The 20,472-nt window shown below is 63.7% G+C and carries 21 protein-coding genes and 2 tRNA genes; 16 read left to right on the top strand and 7 right to left on the bottom strand.

The annotated features are described in order from the left end of the window. The 4 genes from M9890_11080 to M9890_11065 form a co-directional block, all read left to right on the top strand. Positions 1-2,008, top strand: a 2,008-nt coding sequence (locus tag M9890_11080; protein ID MCO5177492.1) for a YfhO family protein, incomplete at its 5' end; no start/stop codon positions are given. Positions 2,009-2,046: 38 nt separating this feature from the next. After that, on the top strand, positions 2,047-3,792 hold the full coding sequence (locus M9890_11075; GenBank protein ID MCO5177491.1) for a cellulase family glycosylhydrolase: 1,746 nt from the start codon (positions 2,047-2,049) through the stop codon (positions 3,790-3,792). Positions 3,793-3,880: 88 nt separating this feature from the next. Continuing rightward, positions 3,881-4,576 (top strand): class II aldolase/adducin family protein, encoded by a 696-nt coding sequence (locus M9890_11070; protein ID MCO5177490.1) that lies wholly within the window; start codon positions 3,881-3,883, stop codon positions 4,574-4,576. Between the two features lie 96 nt (positions 4,577-4,672). After that, the gene (locus M9890_11065; protein ID MCO5177489.1) at positions 4,673-5,536 is read left to right on the top strand and encodes a ribonuclease Z; all 864 of its coding nucleotides are present in this window, start codon (positions 4,673-4,675) and stop codon (positions 5,534-5,536) included. 33 nt (positions 5,537-5,569) lie between these two features. Here M9890_11065 and M9890_11060 read toward each other — a convergent pair whose 3' ends face one another. Further along, positions 5,570-5,944, bottom strand: coding sequence for a response regulator (locus M9890_11060; GenBank protein MCO5177488.1), 375 nt, complete (start codon positions 5,942-5,944; stop codon positions 5,570-5,572). A gap of 623 nt (positions 5,945-6,567) precedes the next feature. Between M9890_11060 and M9890_11055 the strand changes: the two genes are divergently transcribed. Continuing rightward, a complete protein-coding gene (locus M9890_11055) occupies positions 6,568-7,089 on the top strand; it encodes a nitroreductase family deazaflavin-dependent oxidoreductase (GenBank protein ID MCO5177487.1) in 522 nt (173 codons plus the stop codon). Here the strand turns inward: M9890_11055 and pdxT are convergent. Further along, positions 7,086-7,730: a pyridoxal 5'-phosphate synthase glutaminase subunit PdxT gene (pdxT, locus tag M9890_11050; protein ID MCO5177486.1), complete on the bottom strand. Its 645-nt coding sequence runs from the start codon at positions 7,728-7,730 to the stop codon at positions 7,086-7,088. The two genes, M9890_11055 and pdxT, sit on opposite strands and share 4 nt — an antisense overlap. A gap of 4 nt (positions 7,731-7,734) precedes the next feature. Next, on the bottom strand, positions 7,735-8,574 hold the full coding sequence (gene pdxS / locus M9890_11045) for a pyridoxal 5'-phosphate synthase lyase subunit PdxS (protein ID MCO5177485.1): 840 nt from the start codon (positions 8,572-8,574) through the stop codon (positions 7,735-7,737). A 239-nt stretch (positions 8,575-8,813) separates the two neighbouring features. On the opposite strand from pdxS, the gene solA reads away from it, so the two are divergent. Then, the gene (gene solA / locus M9890_11040) at positions 8,814-9,959 is read left to right on the top strand and encodes an N-methyl-L-tryptophan oxidase (GenBank protein MCO5177484.1); all 1,146 of its coding nucleotides are present in this window, start codon (positions 8,814-8,816) and stop codon (positions 9,957-9,959) included. 462 nt (positions 9,960-10,421) lie between these two features. On the opposite strand, the gene M9890_11035 is transcribed toward solA, so the two are convergent. Further along, a tRNA-Thr gene (locus M9890_11035) sits at positions 10,422-10,494 on the bottom strand. 148 nt (positions 10,495-10,642) lie between these two features. On the opposite strand from M9890_11035, the gene M9890_11030 reads away from it, so the two are divergent. Continuing rightward, entirely contained in the window at positions 10,643-11,062 is a 420-nt protein-coding gene (locus tag M9890_11030) for a hypothetical protein (GenBank protein ID MCO5177483.1), read from the top strand. Between the two features lie 120 nt (positions 11,063-11,182). Next, entirely contained in the window at positions 11,183-11,707 is a 525-nt protein-coding gene (locus tag M9890_11025) for a hypothetical protein (GenBank protein ID MCO5177482.1), read from the top strand. Between the two features lie 515 nt (positions 11,708-12,222). Here M9890_11025 and M9890_11020 read toward each other — a convergent pair. Beyond that, positions 12,223-12,295: transfer RNA gene (locus M9890_11020), tRNA-Thr, on the bottom strand. 80 nt (positions 12,296-12,375) lie between these two features. On the opposite strand from M9890_11020, the gene M9890_11015 reads away from it, so the two are divergent. Continuing rightward, the gene (locus tag M9890_11015) at positions 12,376-12,984 is read left to right on the top strand and encodes a GNAT family N-acetyltransferase (protein MCO5177481.1); all 609 of its coding nucleotides are present in this window, start codon (positions 12,376-12,378) and stop codon (positions 12,982-12,984) included. Here M9890_11015 and M9890_11010 read toward each other — a convergent pair. Both M9890_11010 and M9890_11005 read right to left on the bottom strand, forming a co-directional pair. After that, entirely contained in the window at positions 12,981-13,349 is a 369-nt protein-coding gene (locus M9890_11010) for a VOC family protein (protein MCO5177480.1), read from the bottom strand. The two genes, M9890_11015 and M9890_11010, sit on opposite strands and share 4 nt — an antisense overlap. A 4-nt stretch (positions 13,350-13,353) precedes the next feature. Continuing rightward, complete coding sequence (locus M9890_11005; GenBank protein ID MCO5177479.1) at positions 13,354-14,265, bottom strand: PHP domain-containing protein; 912 nt, start codon at positions 14,263-14,265, stop codon at positions 13,354-13,356. 122 nt (positions 14,266-14,387) lie between these two features. Here M9890_11005 and M9890_11000 point away from each other — a divergent pair, with 122 nt between their 5' ends. From M9890_11000 to M9890_10970, 7 genes are all read left to right on the top strand, one after another. After that, positions 14,388-15,152 (top strand): Nif3-like dinuclear metal center hexameric protein, encoded by a 765-nt coding sequence (locus M9890_11000; protein ID MCO5177478.1) that lies wholly within the window; start codon positions 14,388-14,390, stop codon positions 15,150-15,152. A 26-nt stretch (positions 15,153-15,178) separates the two neighbouring features. Beyond that, positions 15,179-15,637: a GNAT family N-acetyltransferase gene (locus M9890_10995; GenBank protein ID MCO5177477.1), complete on the top strand. Its 459-nt coding sequence runs from the start codon at positions 15,179-15,181 to the stop codon at positions 15,635-15,637. Position 15,638: 1 nt separating this feature from the next. Beyond that, entirely contained in the window at positions 15,639-16,991 is a 1,353-nt protein-coding gene (locus tag M9890_10990) for a phosphomannomutase/phosphoglucomutase (protein ID MCO5177476.1), read from the top strand. Beyond that, a complete protein-coding gene (locus M9890_10985; protein MCO5177475.1) occupies positions 16,988-17,500 on the top strand; it encodes a DUF402 domain-containing protein in 513 nt (170 codons plus the stop codon). The genes M9890_10990 and M9890_10985 overlap by 4 nt, the downstream gene beginning before the upstream one ends. Further along, positions 17,497-18,255 (top strand): PIG-L family deacetylase, encoded by a 759-nt coding sequence (locus tag M9890_10980; GenBank protein MCO5177474.1) that lies wholly within the window; start codon positions 17,497-17,499, stop codon positions 18,253-18,255. The genes M9890_10985 and M9890_10980 overlap by 4 nt, the downstream gene beginning before the upstream one ends. A 202-nt stretch (positions 18,256-18,457) precedes the next feature. Then, positions 18,458-19,552, top strand: coding sequence for a glycosyltransferase family 4 protein (locus M9890_10975; GenBank protein MCO5177473.1), 1,095 nt, complete (start codon positions 18,458-18,460; stop codon positions 19,550-19,552). Between the two features lie 96 nt (positions 19,553-19,648). After that, positions 19,649-20,472, top strand: an 824-nt coding sequence (locus M9890_10970; protein MCO5177472.1) for a YegS/Rv2252/BmrU family lipid kinase, incomplete at its 3' end; no start/stop codon positions are given.

Here is a 20,472-nt window from a genome sequence, read left to right as displayed (position 1 = left end):
GACCGGCTCGCGAGCCGGCGGGCTGGTGGCGGGATTGACGTTCGCGTTCGGTGGCTTCGTCGCCTGGCATGTGCCGCACCTGTCGCCACTGTCGTCGCTGAGCTGGTTGCCGTGGATGCTCTTCGCCTACTACCAGGCCGTGCGTCGTCGGCATTTGCTCTGGGTCGCGCTCGGCGCTGCGTCCTTCGGCATGCTCGTTCTCGCCGGCCACGCGCTCACCATCCTGCAATCCGGGTACCTGCTGGGCTTGCTGGGCGTAGTGGTTGCGCTGGTGACATGGCGCAGCGATCCGCGTCGAGCTGGCTGGGCGCTCGGCGCGGCGGCAGCCATCGGACTGCTGGGGACCGGGTTGGCGGCGATTCAGCTGCTGCCATCGTGGGAGCTGAGCGGAGAGACATCGCGTGCCGGGTTGAGCTGGGCCGAGGCCAGTGGCTCGTCGTTCCGCCCGCTCTGGCTGCTGACCACCATCGCCCCGGACTACTTCTCGCCGAACGATCCAGCGCTCTACTGGGCGACCGGCGATCCAGCTGAAACGAACATGTACCTCGGCATCATACCGCTCTTCCTGGCCGTCCTGGGTGTCGCCTGTGCGGACCGCCAGCATCGCCGTATGGTCGGCGGCATCCTCGCGACCGGGGCGGTCTGCCTGGTGCTTGCGTTCGGCAGCCACGGTCTGCTCTATCGCCTCGTTTACGAGATCGTGCCCGGTTTCGATCATGTCCGGCGGCCCGGCAATTTCATCGCGCTCGTCACGCTCAGCATCGGCCTCTTGGCCGCCTTCGGCGTCCGTGCGCTGGAGGAGCGCCATCGCGCAGATGGCGTACTGGCAGCGCGATCGCTGGGGCGCTTCCTGCTGATCGGTACCGGCCTGCTGATCGTGGGCCTTGTCGTTGCCGCGCTTCGTCGTCATAGCGCTGATGAGGCGGTCTGGCTCGACCGCGTGCGCAACATCGAGATTGATCTGGTCCGCGCGATATTGCTGGCGCTGCTGGCGATTGTCCTTGTCTATGCCCGGGTAGTCTGGCGCTTCCCCGCGTCGGCATTGGTCGTCGCGCTGGTGCTGATCGTCTCGGTGGATGTCGGGCTGGCAAACGCCAACCGTGTTTACGCCGATCACGAGAGCAGGCCGGACGCGTACATAGGCCCCGACTGGGCCGCCGCACCGGAGGATCCGTTCGTCCGCTGGCTGCTCGACCGGCAGGCCGAAGCCGCACCGGATCAGTTCCGCATCTACCCTGATCAGGCCGGCTCGATCTGGATCAACGGACCGCTCGTCTGGGATCTGCAGAGCATCAATGGCTACAGCGTGCTCTGGCCGCTGACGTATCAGGAGCTCTTCAATCTGGCCGTTGGGAATCCTGGTTCGCCGATCTACGACCTGCTGAATATCCGCTACGTGCCGGTGACGCGCCCGCTAGCCGATCTCTATCCGGGCTTCGACCTGTCAGGCTTCCAACTGGCGATGGATGGCTGGATGCAAATCTACGAGAACACCGACGCGATGCCGCGCGCCTGGATTGCCGAGCACTGGGTCGTGCAGCCGGAGGATGCTGTGCTGGCGTGGATGACGACGAACGCCGGTTCGCTGCGCGATACGGTCGTGGTCAGCGACTCGCCGGTCGAGGGCGTGAGCGGCAGCGCCCCGGTCAGCGGTGGCACAGCCAACATCGTCGAATATGGCAACACGCGCGTCGTCGTCCGTGCATCGCACCCGACCGCAGGGTACCTCGTGCTGGCCGATCCGTACTACCCGGGCTGGTCAGCGACGGTCGATGGCGAAGCTGCCGAGATCACGCGTGCCGATCACGCGCTGCGCGCAGTCTGGTTGCCAGAGGGCACGCACGAGGTGGTCTTCACCTATCACTCGACACACCGTACGCTTGGTACATTCGTGTCATTGGTGTCGTTGATCGCTATCGTCGCCATCGCGGGGTGGTCGGTCATTCGACCGCGCCGGCCGTCCGGTCGGGCTGTGATACGATCACAAGCCCGTGCCGCCTGGAAGTGAAACTGGCGCTCCGCTGCCGCAGGTCGAAGGGATTGTCCGTGAGGTTGTTCTCGTCACTGCTTGCCGTGTTGATGCTTGCTGGAGCACTCACCATCGCTGTGCCGCCGCAACGCTCAGTCGAGGCGGCGGATCTTCGCCAGCCGGTCTACTTCGATCCGACCGGATTCTGGTTGCAGGGCTCATTCCGCGAGTACTGGGAAACGCACGGCGGCCTCTACATCTTCGGCTATCCCATCACCGGCGTCTTTATGGACAATGGGCTGTACAAGCAGTACTTCGAGCGCGCCATCTTCGAATACCACCCCGAATACGCCGGCACACAGTACGAGGTCCTGCTCCAGCGCCTCGGCGCAATCCGCGCTGAAGGGCGCGAGAGTGAAGCAGCCTTCCAGCCGATCCAGACGGACTCCGACGCCAACTGCACGTTCTACTCCGAAACCGGACACCGGCTCTGCTTCGGATTCCGCGCCTATTGGGAGAGCAATGGCGGACTGCCCAACTTCGGCTACCCGATCTCGGAAGAGTTCAGCGAGCGCAACCAGCCGCCACCGGCTGGAGATGGCGAGATCCACACCGTCCAGTACTTCGAGCGCACTCGCTTCGAATACCACCCGGAATACGCCGGCACACAGTACGAGACGCTGCTTGGCTTGCTCGGTTCCGAATACCTCGTCGCCCACCCTGCTCCAGCCGGAGCCGTAGCGCGGCAGGATCCCAATGTTGCTCCGGTCGATCCGACCAACGGGCGCGCTGTCGCGGCGCAGGCTGCGCCGGGCTTCAACGCGTTTCTGGCGGGTGATGGCAGCGCCGCAGCGACGGCGTTCAACAAGAAAACGATCGACATGGTCAAGGCCGCCGGGTTCGAGTGGGTTCACTTCCAGGCGCGTTGGGACAATCTGGAGCACGCCGGACCTGGCCTCTACGACCCGATCGGCCTGGATCGCATCACGGCGCAAACCAGCGCTGCCGGTATCAAGCTGCTGGTTAGCGTCGTCGGTCCGTCTCCGGCCTGGGCCGGCGTTGATGGCGACATCCCGACCGATACCGCGCACTTCCGCGATTTGATGGAGTTCCTGTCACACCGTTACCAGGGCAAGGTGCAAGCCTGGGAGATCTGGAACGAGCAGAACCTGGCGTCCAACACTGGTGGATGGGTCGAGGTCGGTCCGTACGTTGAGCTGCTGAAGGCAGGGCACGATGGCGTGCGGGCCGGTGATCCGGCGGCGTGGGTGCTGTTTGGCGCGCTGACGCCGAACGGGCTCGACCAGCCGGACATCGCGATTGCCGACGACCTCTATCTGGAGCGCGCCTACGAGTACACCGGCGGTGAACTCTCCAACTACTTCGACGCGCTCGGAGCGCACCCCGGTAGCAACGACAACTCCCCCGACCAGTCGTGGCCGAACAATCCGGGTACTGGTGGGTGGGACACCGACAATTCGTTCTATTTCCGACGCGTTGAGGATCTGCGCGACATCATGGTGCGCTGGGGCGATAGCGGCAAGAAAATCTGGCTGACTGAGTTCGGCTGGTCAACGGCCAACCAGGCTCCCGGCTACGAATACGGCGCGGCGATTACTGATGCGATGCAGGCCGAGTACCTCCTGCGCGCCTACGAGATCGGCCGGACCGAGTGGCCGTGGATCGGCCCGATGTTCGTCTGGAACCTGAACTACAGCGTCATTACCGACCCGGCGGACGAGAAGTACCCGTGGGCGGTGCTGAACAGCGACTGGTCACCGCGCCCGGCCTACGACGCGCTCAAGGCGATGCCGAAGAAGTAGCAAACACGACATTGCTGCTTGCACCCAGCACGCTGTGGTCGCACAATCGAATCCTGTGCGCCACGCATTCGTGAAGGGAGCTCCTGCCATGACGTGGTCACCTGAGATCCAGCCATTCGCCGAGCGAGTCGTCGAAAGCGCTCGCAGGCTCGTGGAGGGACATGCCGTCCTCTCGCATTCCCAGCACGGGAACATCAGCATCAGGCTGCCAGACGCCAAGCGCTTTCTGTTGACCGGCGTCGGTGCCCTCGCCGACTTGCAGACAACAGACCTGGCGTTGCTGTCGACCGATGGCGACATCCTCGACGGTCAGATCGGCCCGGCCTCGAACGAGATCATCCAGATGCACGCGGCGGTCTATCGTCGCCGGCCTGACATCAACGGGATCGTGCACACGCACTCGCCGTACGTCACCTCGTTCGCCATCGCCAACAAGCCGATCGAGCCGACCTATGAGGCGATGGTGCGCTTCGACATCAACGAGGCAGTGCCAGTTGCGGCCTACGGAGCGCGCGGCTCGGATCGTTCGGTGAGTAATATCATCGACGTGGTGAACGACACGAACAAAGCTGTGCTGCTGGCCAACCATGGCCTGCTCGCGTTCGACGACACACTGGAGAAGGCGACGCACCTTGTCTTTGTCCTGGAGGAAGCGGCGCAGTTCTCGCTGATGGCCAACGTCATCGGCGGCGCGCAGGCGCTGCCGCCCGAAGCGATCCGGCAAACGCAGGAGCGCCGCGTCGAGTTCGAGCGCACCGGTGTCGTCAGCGCCGACGACGAATAGCACACCGCACGTCCCGCGACGCTTGTAATCGCGAGGATGCCCGGCAGGAGGGAAGATCGTCTGATCGACATCTGTCTTCTCGGCAACGGAGGCATGATGCCTCTGCCGGGCCGCCCACTCTCAACCTGCCTCATCCGGGTCAACGGCGAGACGATTCTCTGGGATTGCGGTGAGGGCACGCAAGTCAACTGGCGCGCAAGTGGCTGGCCGTTTCGCTCGACCGGCACGATTCTGCTGAGCCACCTGCACGCCGATCACGTCGCCGGCTTACCGGGGATTCTGTTTCAGATCGCCCACTCGGGCCGCCGTGAGCCGGTCACGATCTACGGCCCACCGCGCACTCACGAGGTGGTCCAGCACCTGTTCAGCATCGTCGGTCGCGTGCCGTATGAGCTCGGTGTCGCCGAACTGGAAGGCGGCGAAACGTTCGACCTCCCCGGCGGCGTGAGCGCATCGTGCATCCTGACGCAGCACCACATGCCCTGCCTCGCCTACCGGCTCGACGTCTCCCGCGGACGGCGGTTCGACGCCGACCGGGCGCGGCGGCTCAATATCCCGATCGAGCACTGGTCGCGATTGCAAGCCGGAGAGTCCGTCGACGGGGCAACCCCGGACGACGTTCTCGGCCCACCCCGGCGTGGTCTGGGTCTTTCGCTCGTGACCGACACCGCGATCTTTGACGAGCTGACGCCGTTTGTCGCCGACAGCGACTTGCTCGTCTGCGAGGCGATGTACGCCGATGATGACCTGACCGAGCGCGCCCGCCAGCGCGGTCACATGACGGCGCGTCAGGCTGCGCGTCTGGCAGCCGACGCAGAAGTCCGCGCGCTCTGGCTGACACATCTCAGTCCGGCAGTGGCGGACCCGGCGTCAGTTGCCGCAGTCGCGAGCCAGGAGTATCCCGGAGCGATCGTGGGCACTCCCGGACTCACGACGACACTCAGCTTTGACGACGCTTGACAAGCTGGAGCGACGTACGCAGACGCTGCGCTGTCACGTCGACAGATGCGACGAATGATTGAGATTCTCGGAGATCGTCGCCAACAACGCTTCCAGCTCGAATGGTTTTCGCACGAAGTCGTCGGCCGGAAACTCTCGTGTGCGTGGACGCGCCTGGCACGCAGCCGACACCGCGATGATCGGGATGTCGCGCGTCACAGGGTCGTTCTTCAATTGCCTGGTCGCAGATACTCCGTCCAGAATGGGAAGCATCAGATCCATGACGATCAGGTCGGGCTGAATTGTTCGCGCGGCGTGGATTCCCGCGCGCCCGTCTGCGACACCACGAACCTCAAAGCCCTCCTCTGACAGGAACTCACGGAGGACGGATCGGATGGCTGGGTCGTCTTCGACGAGCAGGATTCGCATCACGTATCCTCCTACCCTCCGCACCGCCTAACAGGTGCGGTATATGGGTACATACCAGAATCCGTGCCATCCTTATCGGGAGGGGCCGAGCTCGCGAGTTGCGGCGTCTCGATTTCGCTTCCACAGGCACCGGGCCACTGATTGAGCTGCCCAATTCCGAGGTTCCTATTTGCGTCTTTCAGATATTATGCTGAGCCCGCTCCTCCGGGATCAGCATTCTTACGTATTCCCTTCAGTCCACATGATGCGTACAGTGATAGTGGGAGACAGTACGCAACGGCTTGAGATCATGTGAAATGGGGGCGACACCAATGAAGCGACTACAGGCATCATTGGCGACCGTGGATTCCCCTGGGACAGCAGACGGATACAGTGGTTCTGGCCTCGTCCGCAAGGGAGACCGCATCGAGCCAAGCGCTGCCGTGGCCGATGATGCCGTCACGTCGATCGATCCCGCGCATACGGTGCCGCTCAGTGCTGACGATTCGTCAGAGGCATCCGCTGAATCGATCGCCTGATTCATCTGCCAGGGCTTCATTTCGTGGCATGCTGAACGCAATCTGATCTCTACTCAGGAAGCACCACGACGCTGGTTGTGGTGTCGTACGTAGGAGGGAGGCTGCGTGGAGTCGAGCGAACCGCGAATGACACGCCAGAAGTCGGCCGGACTACAGCGATTCTTTCTTCGTTCGCCGGTGCAGATGTACCGCGGCCCGATCGCTGAGCTGTTGCGCTGGCGCTGCGTCATGCTGCTGGTCGCGACCGGACGCAAATCCGGCGAGCCGCGTCCCGTCTGCATCAGCTTCATGCCCCACGGCGACCGCTACATCGTTTTCTCCGGCTGGGGCACCAGCTCGAACTGGTATCGCAACGTCCGCGCGAATCCTCGCGTCACGATCCAGGTCGGAAGAAAGCGTATGGATGCCGATGTGCGCCTGATCGAATCACCCGACGAGCGCGCAGCACTGATGCTGCGGATGGTCGAGCGCTCCGGCTCGTGCGGCCCGCCGAAGCTGATTCGCCCGATCCTGAGGCTGACGCGCCTGTTCGATTACGACGCCGAGTTGCGTATGGCCGTCGAGCAGGGCGGCGACTTGCCGGTTCTGGAAATCGTCCCGCTCGACAGTCAAGATATGCAGAGCTAGCCGATCGCAATAGCGCCCTGCATGGCGTGTTTCGCAAACCATGTGTGGAGCCGCCGGTCGGTCGTCAGCTCCGGGTGGAACGCAGTCGCGAGGATATTGCCGCTGGACACCGCTACGATGTTCCCTCGCCCGTCGCGACCTTCGACCCGCACACCTGCGCCGGCCCGCGCCACGACCGGCGCTCGGATGAACACTGCCCGCAGGTCGGCGATCTCCAGCTCCGGCAGTGCGACGTCCTCCTCGAACGACGCCAATTGCGAGCCATACGCGTTCCGCTCGACGTCGATATCGATCAGGCCGAGCAGCGGCTGCTCACGACCGACATCCTTCGCCAGCAGGATCATGCCGGCGCAGGTACCCCAGATAGCCCCACCATTGGCCGCAAACGACGCGATGGCGCTGTCCAGTCCGTACTTGACCATCAGCTTCCCGATGACCGTGCTCTCTCCGCCGGGGATGATCAGGCCGCTCAAGCCATCCAGCTGCTCCGGCAGCCTGACCTCGCGTGCCGCAACCCCGATCTCTGTCAGCGCCGCGACGTGCTCGATAAACGCGCCCTGCAGGGCGAGGACGCCTATCGCCCCCTCGCCTGCTGCGTCAGGCTGCGAGAGCAAAGCCGGTACGTGATACCGTCCGCTCATCTGGCTACCATCCGCGCGTCGCCAGCAGCTCGTCGGCCGGCAGCGTGCTGATGTTGATGCCGACCATCGGCTCACCCAGGTTCTCGCTGACCTTGGCGATCCGGATTGGGTCGGTGTAGTGCGTCACCGCTTCGACAATCGCCGCTGCCCGCCGCGCCGGGTCGCCGGACTTGAAGATGCCCGAGCCGACGAAGACTCCGTCGCAGCCCAGCTGCATCATCAGCGCGGCGTCGGCCGGAGTGGCGATGCCACCGGCTGCGAAGTTGACGACCGGCAGTCGGCCAAGATCGGCGACCTCACGCAGCAGCTGCAGCGGCGCGCCGAGCTCCTTGGCGAAGGCCGGCAACTCGTCGCGGGTCATGCCGGTAGCCCTGCGGATGTGCGATTGCATCGTGCGCATGTGCCGCACTGCCTCGACAACATTGCCGGTGCCGGCTTCACCCTTCGTGCGAATCATCGCCGCGCCTTCGCCCAGCCGCCGCAGCGCCTCACCGAGGTCGCGCGCGCCGCAGACGAACGGGATGCGGAACGCGAACTTGTCGATGTGATGATCCTCGTCGGCTGGCGTCAGCACCTCCGACTCGTCGATGTAGTCGATGTCGCACGCCTCGATCACCTGCGCTTCAACGAAGTGGCCGATGCGCGCCTTCGCCATCACCGGGATCGTAACCGTCGCCTTGATCTCGCGGATCAATCCCGGATCGCTCATCCGCGCAACGCCGCCATCGCGCCGGATGTCCGCCGGCACGCGCTCCAGTGCCATGACCGCGACGGCCCCGGCCTCTTCCGCGATCCTCGCCTGGTCCGGAGTGACGACATCCATGATGACGCCACCCTTGAGCATCTGCGCCAACCCAACCTTCGTCCGCCATGTGGACTGGTCCAATTTGTGCCCTCCTTTGGCCTGCGTGCCTCAATCAGCCTGCGATAGCATCAGAATGACACTTCCGCAAATCAATGGCAGCATCCAATACGGGCCATCCAACATGACGCTTGCCCGGTTTGGCCAGCACTGATAGCGTGTCGCCTGAATACAGATGCTGGATAACCTGTGTCGGCCGGATGGTGAGGAGAGGTTCGGAGATGGCTGAGTCGTATGACGCGATTGTTGTCGGGCTGGGCGCGGCGGGTTCCGCCTCGCTCTATCAGTTGGCCAAGCGTGGGATGCGGGTGCTCGGTCTTGAGCAGTTTCAGATTGGTCACGATCAGGGCTCGTCACATGGACCCCACCGAATGATCCGGAAATCGTCCACGCGAGACGATGGCTATGTGCCGCTCGCCGCCCGCACCTTCGAGCTCTGGAGCGAGCTGGAAGACGCCAGCGGACAGGAGCTGGTGCGAATCATCGGCGAGGTCTGCATCGTGGCCGGCGAGCAGGTCGCCACGCGTCGCGAGGTCGCGGCCAGCATGCAGGAGCGCGGCTTCTGGGAGGTACTCGATGCCCAGTCTCTGGCCGAGCGCTTTCCCGGCTTCCGCCTGCCGGACGGCGCGTACGCAACGTGGGAGCCCGACGCCGGTTTCATTTGGGCCGAGCGCGGCGTGCGCGCCCACGTCGCCGTCGCTGAACAGCTCGGCGCAACCGTTCATGTCGGCGAATCGATGCTGTCCTGGTCAGCGGCTGGCGACTCTGTCGAAGTCACCACCGACAAGGGAGTCTATTCCGCCGCCCGTCTGATCCTGACCGTCGGCCCGTGGGCACCGGAGGTCTTCGCCGACCTCGCCTTCCCCTATCGCGTGCTGCGCAGCATCAATGGCTACTTCATCCCCGATCGGCCCGACTGGTGGACCGCCGAAGCCGGCGCGCCGGATTTCCTGTTGGAGGGCCCCGAGGGAAGCTACTACGGCATCCCATCGATCGACGGCCTCGGTGTCAAGCTCGGCCGCAGCGCCACTGAGTGGGGCACTGAGACGACCGCCCGCACTATCCGGCGCACGATCGACGACAGCGAAGTCGATATGATGCGCCACGCGCTGGACACCTACATGCCCGGCTCAGCCGGTGCGGAACTTCTCCGCACAACCTGCATGTGCACCTACACGGTCGACGGCGACTTCATCATCGATCGCCATCCGGCCAGCGCCAATGTCGTCTTTGGCTGCGGCTTCTCCGGACGCGGTTTCAAGTTCGGCCCGGTCGTCGGCGAAATCCTCTGCGACCTCGCCACCAACGGGACGACAAACCACGACATCGGCTTCCTGTCGGCAGATCGGTTCGCGGTGGCGAAGTAGGTCGCACGATCCAACAGGTCATTCTGGTGTCAGGTTGGCGCATACCGATCACTACGACAGGCACCATCCCGCAATTGATGATTCGTCCGGCGAGGCGTTGTTCGTGATCGGCAACGTCCTCGCCGATTCACCAGCCACCTTGCTGCCGTCGCCCACCGCGGCTGTGCGTCATTTGCGACGTGCGTAGACGCAAAATGCACGATCATTCGCCGCACGGACCCGAGTCCCTGCTTCACATGTGGGTACACCCAAACACGCATCGTCTGGAAAGCTCCAAACGCGGCAACCGCCGTCAACGTTCACTGCCCGCACATAGGCCTGTGCTCTTTTCTCGTTGGACGATTCTGCTACCACAAAGCAATCAATCACCAGCATCTCAAGCGGACTCAAGCCGCATGCAGACAGGCGTAAACCACCCGTTCAGCGGGTCGATCACCAACGGGAATCACGTGTATTCGGGGGAGCCGACGCGGGGATTCGAACCCCGGACCTGCTGTTTACGAAACAGCTGCTCTGCCAGCTGAGCTACGTCGGCACGTCGTGAACCGGACGATCCACAACACGTCGCAGTATAGCAAACAGCCCAACGCCTACGCTACGCGGATGCTGTGTCTGCATGGCACAAGCCGTGCGTGAATCCATACATACCAGTGGCTTGCGCGCCGAATGTATTGGAGCGCCTTATGACGGAGCAACGCCGAATCCTGCTTATCTCTACCGACCCGACATTCCGCTATCATGCCGCCCTTGCATTTGCGTCTCGTGGCTGCTCCGTCGATGTGTTGGCCGCCGCCGATCCGCTTACTCCGGACAATCTTGCCGATATCGACGCGGTCGTGCTTGAGGCAGCCAGGGACTCGCCGCTCTCAGTCGTTGAAGTCATCGACGCAGCCCGTGCACGCTGGTCGGTTGCTGATCTGCCGATCGCCGTCTGCCTGGCCGAAGCGGAGATGCTGGAGTCGCACCGCATGTACCTGACACTGCGCGGCTGTGGCGTCCACGGTCGCCCATTCGACCCCGAAGCAATCCTCGCGGCGCTTGACCACTCTCGCACGCTCGACCTTACCGGGGTCATCCCGTCGCGCGCGCCAGCCTGGTCGTAGCAGTGACATACAACGCGGTTACTAGGTGCTCCGTCAACGCGTCGGGCAGCCTTGTGTATCCTGTACTTCCCGACATATGCTGTCCGTGCCTGCCCGCGAAGAGCAGAAGAGGATACTGCCATGGCCGATCCAACTGACATCGTCAATGTTCCCGTGCCGGTTCGGTTCCTCGGACCAGTCTATGGCCTGCTATCGGAACTGCTGTACGTGGAAAGGTTTCCCGACTCGGTGAAGGGGCCAGACGACCCACTCTCCGAGGGCATCGACCTGTCATTCGCGTTCGACAACCTCATGTCGCCCTCAGTACCAGTCGGACAGATGGAGAAAGTGGAGTGGGACCCGGAAGAGGTGGAGCTCCTGCGCGAGATCCTGACCGAGCGTGAGCTCATCGCTCCGATCGCCCTGATGGACCTGACCACCGCCAACGCCGGCACTGAGGTCGTGTTTGGCGACATCGTCGAGGCAACCGGCCTGTCGCGTGGCAAAGCCCAGAACCAGCTCGCCCAGCTCACCTGGATCGTCCGCGACGACTTCGAGCGCCAGAACTGGCCCATCCACGTCCGCACCAACACCAACGGCCGCACGTTCTACTCAGCCGTCGACTACGATGTGATCCACGGTTGGCGAGGCGTTCCGGAAGAGTGACGCTGGGACCCGCGATTCAGATGGCTCGCGTACCGACAGCCAGCAACTGATGCAGTTGCGCGGCGGGGACGTGGCTGGCTGTCATTGGTATTGTGTGATTGCCAAAAGAACGAATTGTCGTGCTCGCTGTCATGTCGTCGTCCAGCAAGAGGCTCAGTGGTGCTCTGCGTCCGCCATGCGGATACGCCGGACGAGCTTGATGCCCCACATGTGCTGGAACATTCGCAACCTGTTTCGCGAATTCGAGGCGCACGCGGAGTCCACCTTCACGCGCGCGGAAACATTGGCGAGCGAACGCACAAATATCAATCTGTGGGCGTGCAGTTCCGACGATATATGTCTCAACAATTTACCTTGGCGGACTCGCTGAATGCGTGAGGCTGGTTATCTGGAGACCCCGAGTCTGGTGGGACGATTCGTAGAATGCAGTCTCATGTCACGACGCCTGGTTCGGGACACGGTGAGCGACGGCTCACATTCCAACACTGCATCTGCATGGGGAACAACAAAAAGAGAGCCCTTGTCGGGATTCGAACCCGAGACCTCTTTCTTACCAAGAAAGTGCTCTGCCTACTGAGCTACAAGGGCATGGGCACGGCGTTGCCGCACGGTCGGTATATGATACCGAATCCGTTGATCGGCCACCAACTGATAGGGATGTGCGTGTAGTGGCGACGAATGACGCGAATACCGTGCTGATGATTCGAGGCACCCTCGTTGGCCTGGGGCCACTGCGGCAGGATCTCGCTGAAACCTACCAGCGCTGGATAAATGACCTGCGCGTGACGCGCACGCTCGCGCTGCCGCCAATGCCGATGACGCTGGCCGCAGAGTCCGCCTGGCTTGAATCGGCCAGCATTGGGCGTGAGCCACACTTCACGATCTATGACCTTGCAGCGATGCGCCCGATCGGGACGACTGGCTTGCACGCGGTCAACCATTCGGACGGCACCGCCGAGTTCGGGATCATGATCGGCGAGCCAGACGCCTGGGGTCGTGGGTTCGGCACCGAAGCGACTGTCCTGATGCGCTCCTACGCGTTCGACGTGCTGGGGTTGCACCACCTGCGGCTGGAGGTCTACGCGCACAACATCGGTGCGATTCGTGCCTACGAGCGCGCCGGATTTCAGCTTGTAGGGACGCTGCGGGAGGCCAAGCGCATCGGGCGTGAGCGAGTGGATGTGCTGGTGATGGACGTGCTTGCGAACGACGCCGAGCCTGGCCCGCTCCATGCGCTGATTGCGCCGGGAGACGTACGCCACGGCGGCACTCACTAGCTCGGCTGGATCAACTCGATGCGATTGCCGAACGGATCGCGAAATTCGCAGCGCTCGAATCCGGGGATCGGGATGCTTTCGGCGACCTTGATACCGTGGCGTTTCAGCAGGTCGCGCCAGCCGCTGAGGTCGTCGACCTGCCAGGCGAGGTGCGCTCTGCTGGCGTTGCGGTCGATGCTGTCCTGGATGCCGAGATGCAGCTGGATGTCGTCGACTTTGAGCCAGAGTCCGCCACGCGAAAGCAGACTGTCCGGCTTGGGGATCTCGCACATGCCCAGCAGATCGACGTAGAACGCTCGGGCCGTGTCTTCCGCGCCGCGCGGGATCGTGATCTGTGCGTGGTGCAGTCGCGTGATGCGTGGCATGCGCTCAGCTTGCGCTGCCGACGGCCGCCTTTGCTGGCTGCCAGGCGGGGCCGTCCCACGGCTCGACGTCGATGCCGAAGCGTTCCAGCAGGTCGGCGGCCCAGCGGGCTTCGAAGGCAATCGGATTGACCGGGTAGCCGGGGCGGTGCGAGTCGGAGCCGGTGCTGACCAGCAGGCCGCGCTCGGCGGCATAGTCGCGGTAGCGCTGGACATCGGCATCCTTATACGAGCGGTAGTGCGCTTCGACGCCATCGACCGGCGCTTCCTGGCGCAGACTGTCCAGCAGCTCGGCGGTCAGAATGCCCTTGCCCTCATCGCGGCCCGGGTGGGCGACGATCGCGATCGCGCCTGCCTCGTGCGCGGCGGCGACGGTGTCGGCGATCGGCACATCGACGATGACGGGCTCGCCGAGTGAGCGCACGATGTTGTGCGCCTGATACAGGTTCGTCCCGTGCCCGGCCTTGATCATCGCGGTGAAGACGTGGTGTGGCGTCAGTGGCAGGCCGCGGTTCACCTCGGCCAGCGCCGGAATGTACCGTCCGTGGTGCTCCAGCAACTCGATTGCGCGCTCGGATGTCGTGCGCAATTGCTCACGCTGCAATGCCATCAGATCGCGGAACGCGGCGGTACGCTCAGCTTCGAGGTCCACGTTGTAGATAAGGACATGCACCTGGCGGTCGGACCAGCGAGTCGTGACCTCGACTGCCGGAATCAGCGTGATGCCGTGTTTGGCTGTCTCGGCCTGCATGGTCGGGACGGAGAACATCGTGTCATGGTCCGCCACGGCGACGACACGGAAGTTGCGCTCGGCCAGGTAGGCAGCGAGCGCCGGAGGGTCCCAGCCACCATCAGATGCCCAGGTGTGCATGTGCAGATCGATCGAGTCGGTTGGCTGGAGTGTGCGTGGTGACGCCATGTGAGTCCTATTCTGACGCGACAGAAGCGAGCGATTCCTACTGACAAGTCAGTATACCGACGAAGACAGATCCGCAATGGGTGGCACAATATCGCCGTGATGCGAAAAGGAGGCTGGAGCCGATGGCGCAAGTCGACGCGATCGTTCAATGGGCGGATCAGCGCCTTCAGGCCGCCACGTTTCAGGATGTTGCCGTCAACGGCCTGCAGGTGGCTGGCCGAGCGGATGTGGTGCGTCTGGCCGTCGCAGTCAGCACATCGCAGCGGACGCTGAATGCGGCGCTCGCCTGGGGTGCTGACGCGTTGCTGGTGCATCACGGGCTCCTGTGGGGCAGCCGCAGCGGCCCGATCACCGGTCTGTTTGCGGAACGACTGCGCTTGCTGTTAGCCAACGACATCAACCTGATCGGCTACCACCTGCCGCTCGATGGGCACCCGGAGATCGGCAATTGCGCGCTGCTGGCGAGGGCGGCTGGGTATGAGAGCGCGGGGCGCTTCGCGCTGGTTGGCGGCGAGCCGCTCGGCGTCGTTGGCACGCGCAGGGCACCGCACTCGCTCGGCGAGCTGCTGGCCGTGATGGCGGAGATTACTGGGCGGGAGCCACTGGCTGTTGGCGCGGTTGAGGACGCTCCGCCGCTGGAGCGTGTCGGGTTCCTGACCGGCTCGGGCTATTCGGCGCTGGATGAGGCGCTGGAAGCTGGCTGCGACGCCCTGGTGACTGGCGACATTCGCGAGCCGACGATGGCCGAAGCGCGCGAGATGGGTGTCGTCGTCGTGGCTGCCGGTCACGAAGCGACCGAGCGACTTGGCGTGCAGGCATTGGCCGCCGAGATCGCCGCCCAGTTTGGCGTCGAGACGCGTTTCTTCGCCGATCCGAATCCTGTATAGCCATGACAGGTGTACGGACGCCGGTGGTGGCGCTGCACGATCTGACGCTGGAGACCTTTCACGCGGCGATTCGATTGAAGGTTGCGCCTGATCAGGAGCGGTTTGTTGCCGACAACCTGTACTCGATTGCCGAATCCGCCGTTCGCCCGAACACCTGGCCATATGTCGCGTTCCGCGATGAAGAGATCGTCGGCTTCGTGCTACTCAGTCTGGAGCCGGAACGCGGGCGATACTGGATACTGCGCTTCATGATTGATGCCGCGTTTCAGGGGCAACGGCTCGGCACCGCTATGCTGCAGGAGACGATCGCGTTGCTTGTCGCGCGCCACCACGTGTCGGAGATCTACCTCAGCTTCGAGCCGGGCAACGAGGTGGCGGAGTATCTCTACGAACGAGCCGGGTTTCGGCGGACTGGCGAGATCGAGGACGACGAAATCGTCATGCGGCTAGCTATTCCGCAGAGCATTGAAGAGAGGCAGATCTGACATGAGCCAGAACCTCGCGGACCTGTTCAAGGCCTATGACATCCGGGGCGTTGTGCCGGACGAGCTCAACCCCGACATCGCCTACCGCATCGGTCGCGCGCTGGTGACCTACCTTGGCGTCGACAATGTCTGCGTCGGTCGCGATATGCGCGTCTCCGGTCCGGCGCTGGCCGCTGCCCTGATTGACGGCATCCGCGATCAGGGCGCGGATGTGACCGACATCGGCCTGATCTCGACCGATGGCCTCTATTTCGCCGTCGGCAAGTTCGGCTTTTCCGCCGGTGTGATGGTCACTGCCTCGCATAATCCTGGCGAGTACAACGGCTTCAAGCTGTGCCGGGCCGAGGCACGGCCGATTTCGCTCGATGATGGTATCGCCGAGATTCGCGACCTGACCATTGCCAACGACTTTGCCGATCCGGGCCGTCGCGGCGACCTGATCGAGCGCGATGTGACCGACGAGTTCGTCGAGCACGCGCTGTCGATGATCGACGTCGAGTCGATTGTGCCGATGCGCATTGCCATCGACGCCGGCAACGGTATGGCTGGCAAGGTGCTGCCGCGTGTGTTCAAGCATCTGCCGGGCGAGCTGACTCCACTCTTCTTCGAGCTGGATGGCACCTTCCCGAACCACGAAGCCAACCCGATTGAGCCGGAGAACACGCGCGATCTGCGTGCTGCCGTTGTGGCGCACGATCTCGACATGGGCGTTGCCTTCGACGGCGACGCGGACCGCATGTTCCTGATTGACGACAATGGCGAGTTCGTTGGCGGTGATATGGTGACGGCGATGGTCGCCCAGAGCCTGTTGCGCAAGAACCCGGGCTCCGCCGTCGTCTACAACCTGATCTGCTCGCGCACCGTGCCGGAGCTGATCGAGCATGAGGGCGGTCGACCGATCAGGTCGCGCGTCGGGCATTCCTTTATCAAGGCGCACATGCGCCGTGAGGACGCCATCTTCGGCGGCGAGCATTCCGGCCACTTCTATTTCCGTGACAACTGGTACGCGGATTCTGGCCTGATCGCGTTCCTGACCGTGCTGGAGCTGCTGTCAGCAGATGGCCGCTCGCTGAGCGAATACCTCGCGCCGATCGACACGCGCTTCCGCTCCGGGGAGATCAACTCCGAAGTTGCCGACGTGGACGGCACCATCGCGAAAGTGCGCGCGGCGTTTGCTGATGGCGAGCTCGACGAGCTGGATGGCCTGACCATCTCCTATCCGACCTGGTGGTTCAATCTGCGCGCGTCCAATACGCAGCCACTGCTGCGTCTGAACGTCGAGGCGGACACCGAGGCGCAGCTGGAGGAGCGCACCGCCGCCGTGCTGAGCGTCGTTCGCGGGCAGAGCGCATGACCGACGCACGCACATGGACGGTGGTGAAGCTTCGGCCAGACGGGAGCGAAGCAACTCGCTATTCTGCAGTAGATATCCCCGCGCCGGATGGCTGGGTCGCGGCGCGCGCAATCTGGACCTACGGCACGGTCGATATTGGCTACTACACGTTTGAGACCGATGATGTGCTCTACGAGTACTTCGCCACCGATCGTCCCTACAACTTGTTCGTCACCTATCGGCCAGACGGCACGCTGGTGGGCTGGTACTGCAACGTCACCTACCCGACCCGCGTCACCGACGACACGATCTATTGGCACGACCTGTGGGTCGATGTCCTTGTCCTGCACGACGGCGCGATTGAGGTTGTCGATATGGATGAGCTGGCGGAGTCGGGTATTGAGCAGCAGGATCCCGCCCTCCACGCTATGATCCTCGCCGCGCGTGACGAGCTGATTCAGATGGCGCAGCAGCGCGCCTACCCCTTTTCTGAAACGCCAACAATCACACCCGATGGAGCAACTGCATGATGGATATTGATGAGCGTATTGGTGTGCCGGAGAGCGCGATTTGCCTGTTCGCACACCCGGATGATCCGGACTTCATCTGCGGCGGCACAATCGCGCGCTGGACGCAGGCCGGCTGCCGCGTCACCTATCTGCTGATGACCGACGGGCGCGCCGGCGTGCAGGGGCTCGGTGACACGCCGATCTCCGACGCCGACCTCGTCGCCATGCGCCAGAACGAGCAGCGCGCCGCCGCCGAGATCCTCGGCGTGAAGGACGTCGTGTTCTTGAACCATCGCGATGGTGAGTTGTTCCATACGCTGGAGCTGCGCCGCGAGATCGTCCGCGAGATCCGGCGCGCCAAACCGCAGGCCGCCATCCTGTTCGATCCACAGCGTCGTTTCATGGCAGGGCATATTCAGCATCCGGATCACTGGACGAGCGGCGAGGCCGCGCTGGCCGCGCTCTTCCCGCTATCCGGCAACCGCCGCACATTCACAGACATGTTCGACGAGGTCCTGCCGCCGCATACGGTGCAGGACATCTACATGGTCAGCGCGTCCGCCCCGAATCTGCGCATCGACATCACCGACACGATCGACCTCAAGCTCGCGGCCATGCGCTGCCACCATTCGCAGGTCGCCGATGCTGAAGCGAACAGCGAGCGCATGCGGAGGATGAGCCAGATGGCGGCGGGATCGTCGGGCATGGAGTACGCCGAGCAGTTCCACTTCCTGCGCCAGGGCGCGCGCGATCTCATCCTGGAGCCGCTGGTCTAGTGCGCAGTCGGATTTTGGCACGTTGGGGGCTGAACGGGCGTATGCAATACGCCCCTGTATGGTCCGCGCGTTGCACCAGTTTCCCAATCTCGCGAAACAGCACGTTGACCGGACCTGCGGCGCAATGTAGGGGCGTATTGCATACGCCTATTCAGCCCCCACGCGTACGTTCATCGCCAGCAGATCATCCAGGCTCGTCCTCATGACACCGCCTGCCGCCCGCTCCGCCACCCCCCTCCGCGTCGCCTTCGACATGCGCCTCGCCGGCTACCGCGCCGGTGGCATCGCGCGCTACGCGACCGACCTGGTCGCCGCGTTGGACGATCGCAGCGACATCGACCTGCTGCCGATTCGGTCGGTGAAGGACAGCACGCGAGATAGCGCCGCTGTCCGCCTGCGCACTCCGCCGCATCACCGGCTGGAGCGCGTCGCGTTGCCGGTCGAGCTGACGCTGCGGCGTGTGAGCCCGGATGTCTACCATGCTGTCGATCTGATCGCGCCGCTGCTGCCGCGCGTGCCGATTGTCGCGACCATCTACGATCTGGCGTTCATGCGCTGGCCCGAGGATCTTGCGCCCGATGGCCTGGCCTACTACCAGCAGTTGCCGAAAGCGTTGCGCTGGACAACCGAGGTTATCGCTACGTCAACCTGGACGGCGAATGACATCGCCGAGCGGCTGGGCTTTGATCCGGCGCGCATCACCGTCATTCCGCTCGGGCTCACGCGCGGCATCGCGGACGACCCGCCATTGCCCCGATCTGCGCGCGGCGATTTCGTGCTCGCGGTCGGCACCGTCGAGCCGCGCAAACGGTACGACCTGTTACTCGATATGCTCGAACATCTCGATCCAGCCATCCGGCTCGTCATTGTTGGGAACCCCGGCTGGCGGACGGACGAACTGCAGCAGCGCCTGCGGCAGGCTGAGGCGAGCGGGCGGGTCGAGTGGCGGACTGGCTTGCCCGACACTGATGTCTGGCACCTGTATCGAACTGCTCTGGCTGTCGCCCTGCCTAGCCGCGTGGAAGGCTTCGGCCTGGCCGCGCTTGAGGGTATGGCCTGTGGTACGCCTGTCGTTTCCTCGGCCGGCGGCGCGCTGCCGGAAGTGACTGGCGGCGCAGCTATCGACCTGCCCGACGCCGAACCGGACGCGTGGGCCGCAGCGATAGAGTCATTGGCGAGTGATGCAGATCGCTGGTCCACACTCTCCGCAGCCGGTATCGCGCAGGCGGCGCGATTCGATTGGCAGAGTGCGGCTGACGCGACTGTCGGCGTCTATCGACGGGCAGCCGGTCGCTAGCGGTATACTGCCCCGCATTCAGACGAACGATCAGCCATCACGTCGCGCCGGACTCGTGCGCGGTGGTGGTTCGCGAGCCGAAGGGAAACCTCGAAGATGGTAGCCGCCGAGCAAGAGGGCACGCTGGCAGGAGCCAATCCAACGACGCTCCACGTCATTGTGAACCCAATGGCCGGCAATGGCCGTGCCGGTCGGCGCTGGCCGGGATACGCGAAACAGCTCCGTGCTGCCGGGTATGACTTCAAGGCCTACATAACGACCGGACCCGGCGACGCGACCGACATCGCGCGTCGCCTCGCGCGCCGCGATGTGCCATTCGTAGTCTGCGTTGGTGGCGACGGCACGATGAACGAGATCGTCAACGGCGTCCTGGCCGATGACGCGCCAACGAGCGCCGAAACACGGATACTGCTCATTCCCTGTGGGACAGGTCGCGATCTAGGGCGTTCGCTCGGCATTCGCTCGATCGACGATGCAATCACAGCATTGCAGGAGGGCTGTGTCGCAACGATCGATGTTGGCCGCATCCAGTACCTCGCCACTGAGACGGGCCAGCTCGCCACACGCTACTTCGCCAACGTCGCGGACGCCGGGCTGGGCGGTGCGACGGCGTTGCGGATCAATCAGAGCTCGAAGCGCTTCGGCGGGCTCGTCTCGTACATGTCCGGTGCGATTCGCTCGATCGCCTCGTTTCAGCCAGTCAGGATCGAGCTCGAGGTCGCAGGTGAGCGCTTTTTCGCTGGTTCTGCCAATATGACGGTCTTTGCGAATGGTGCCTATTTCGCCGGTGGCATGCACGTCGCACCGATGGCCTCGCTCTGCGATGGAATGCTGGACGTGTTCGTTCTGGAGGATGTCGGCAAGCGCGCACTGATCACCGACATCATGCCGCGTGTCTACCGCGGCCAGCACATCGGGCG

This window comes from Thermomicrobiales bacterium (genome assembly GCA_023954495.1).
Classification (GTDB): domain Bacteria; phylum Chloroflexota; class Chloroflexia; order Thermomicrobiales; family CFX8; genus JAMLIA01.
The sequence above is the reverse complement of the archived record's forward strand: the minus strand, read 5'-3'. Positions and strand labels throughout refer to the sequence as shown.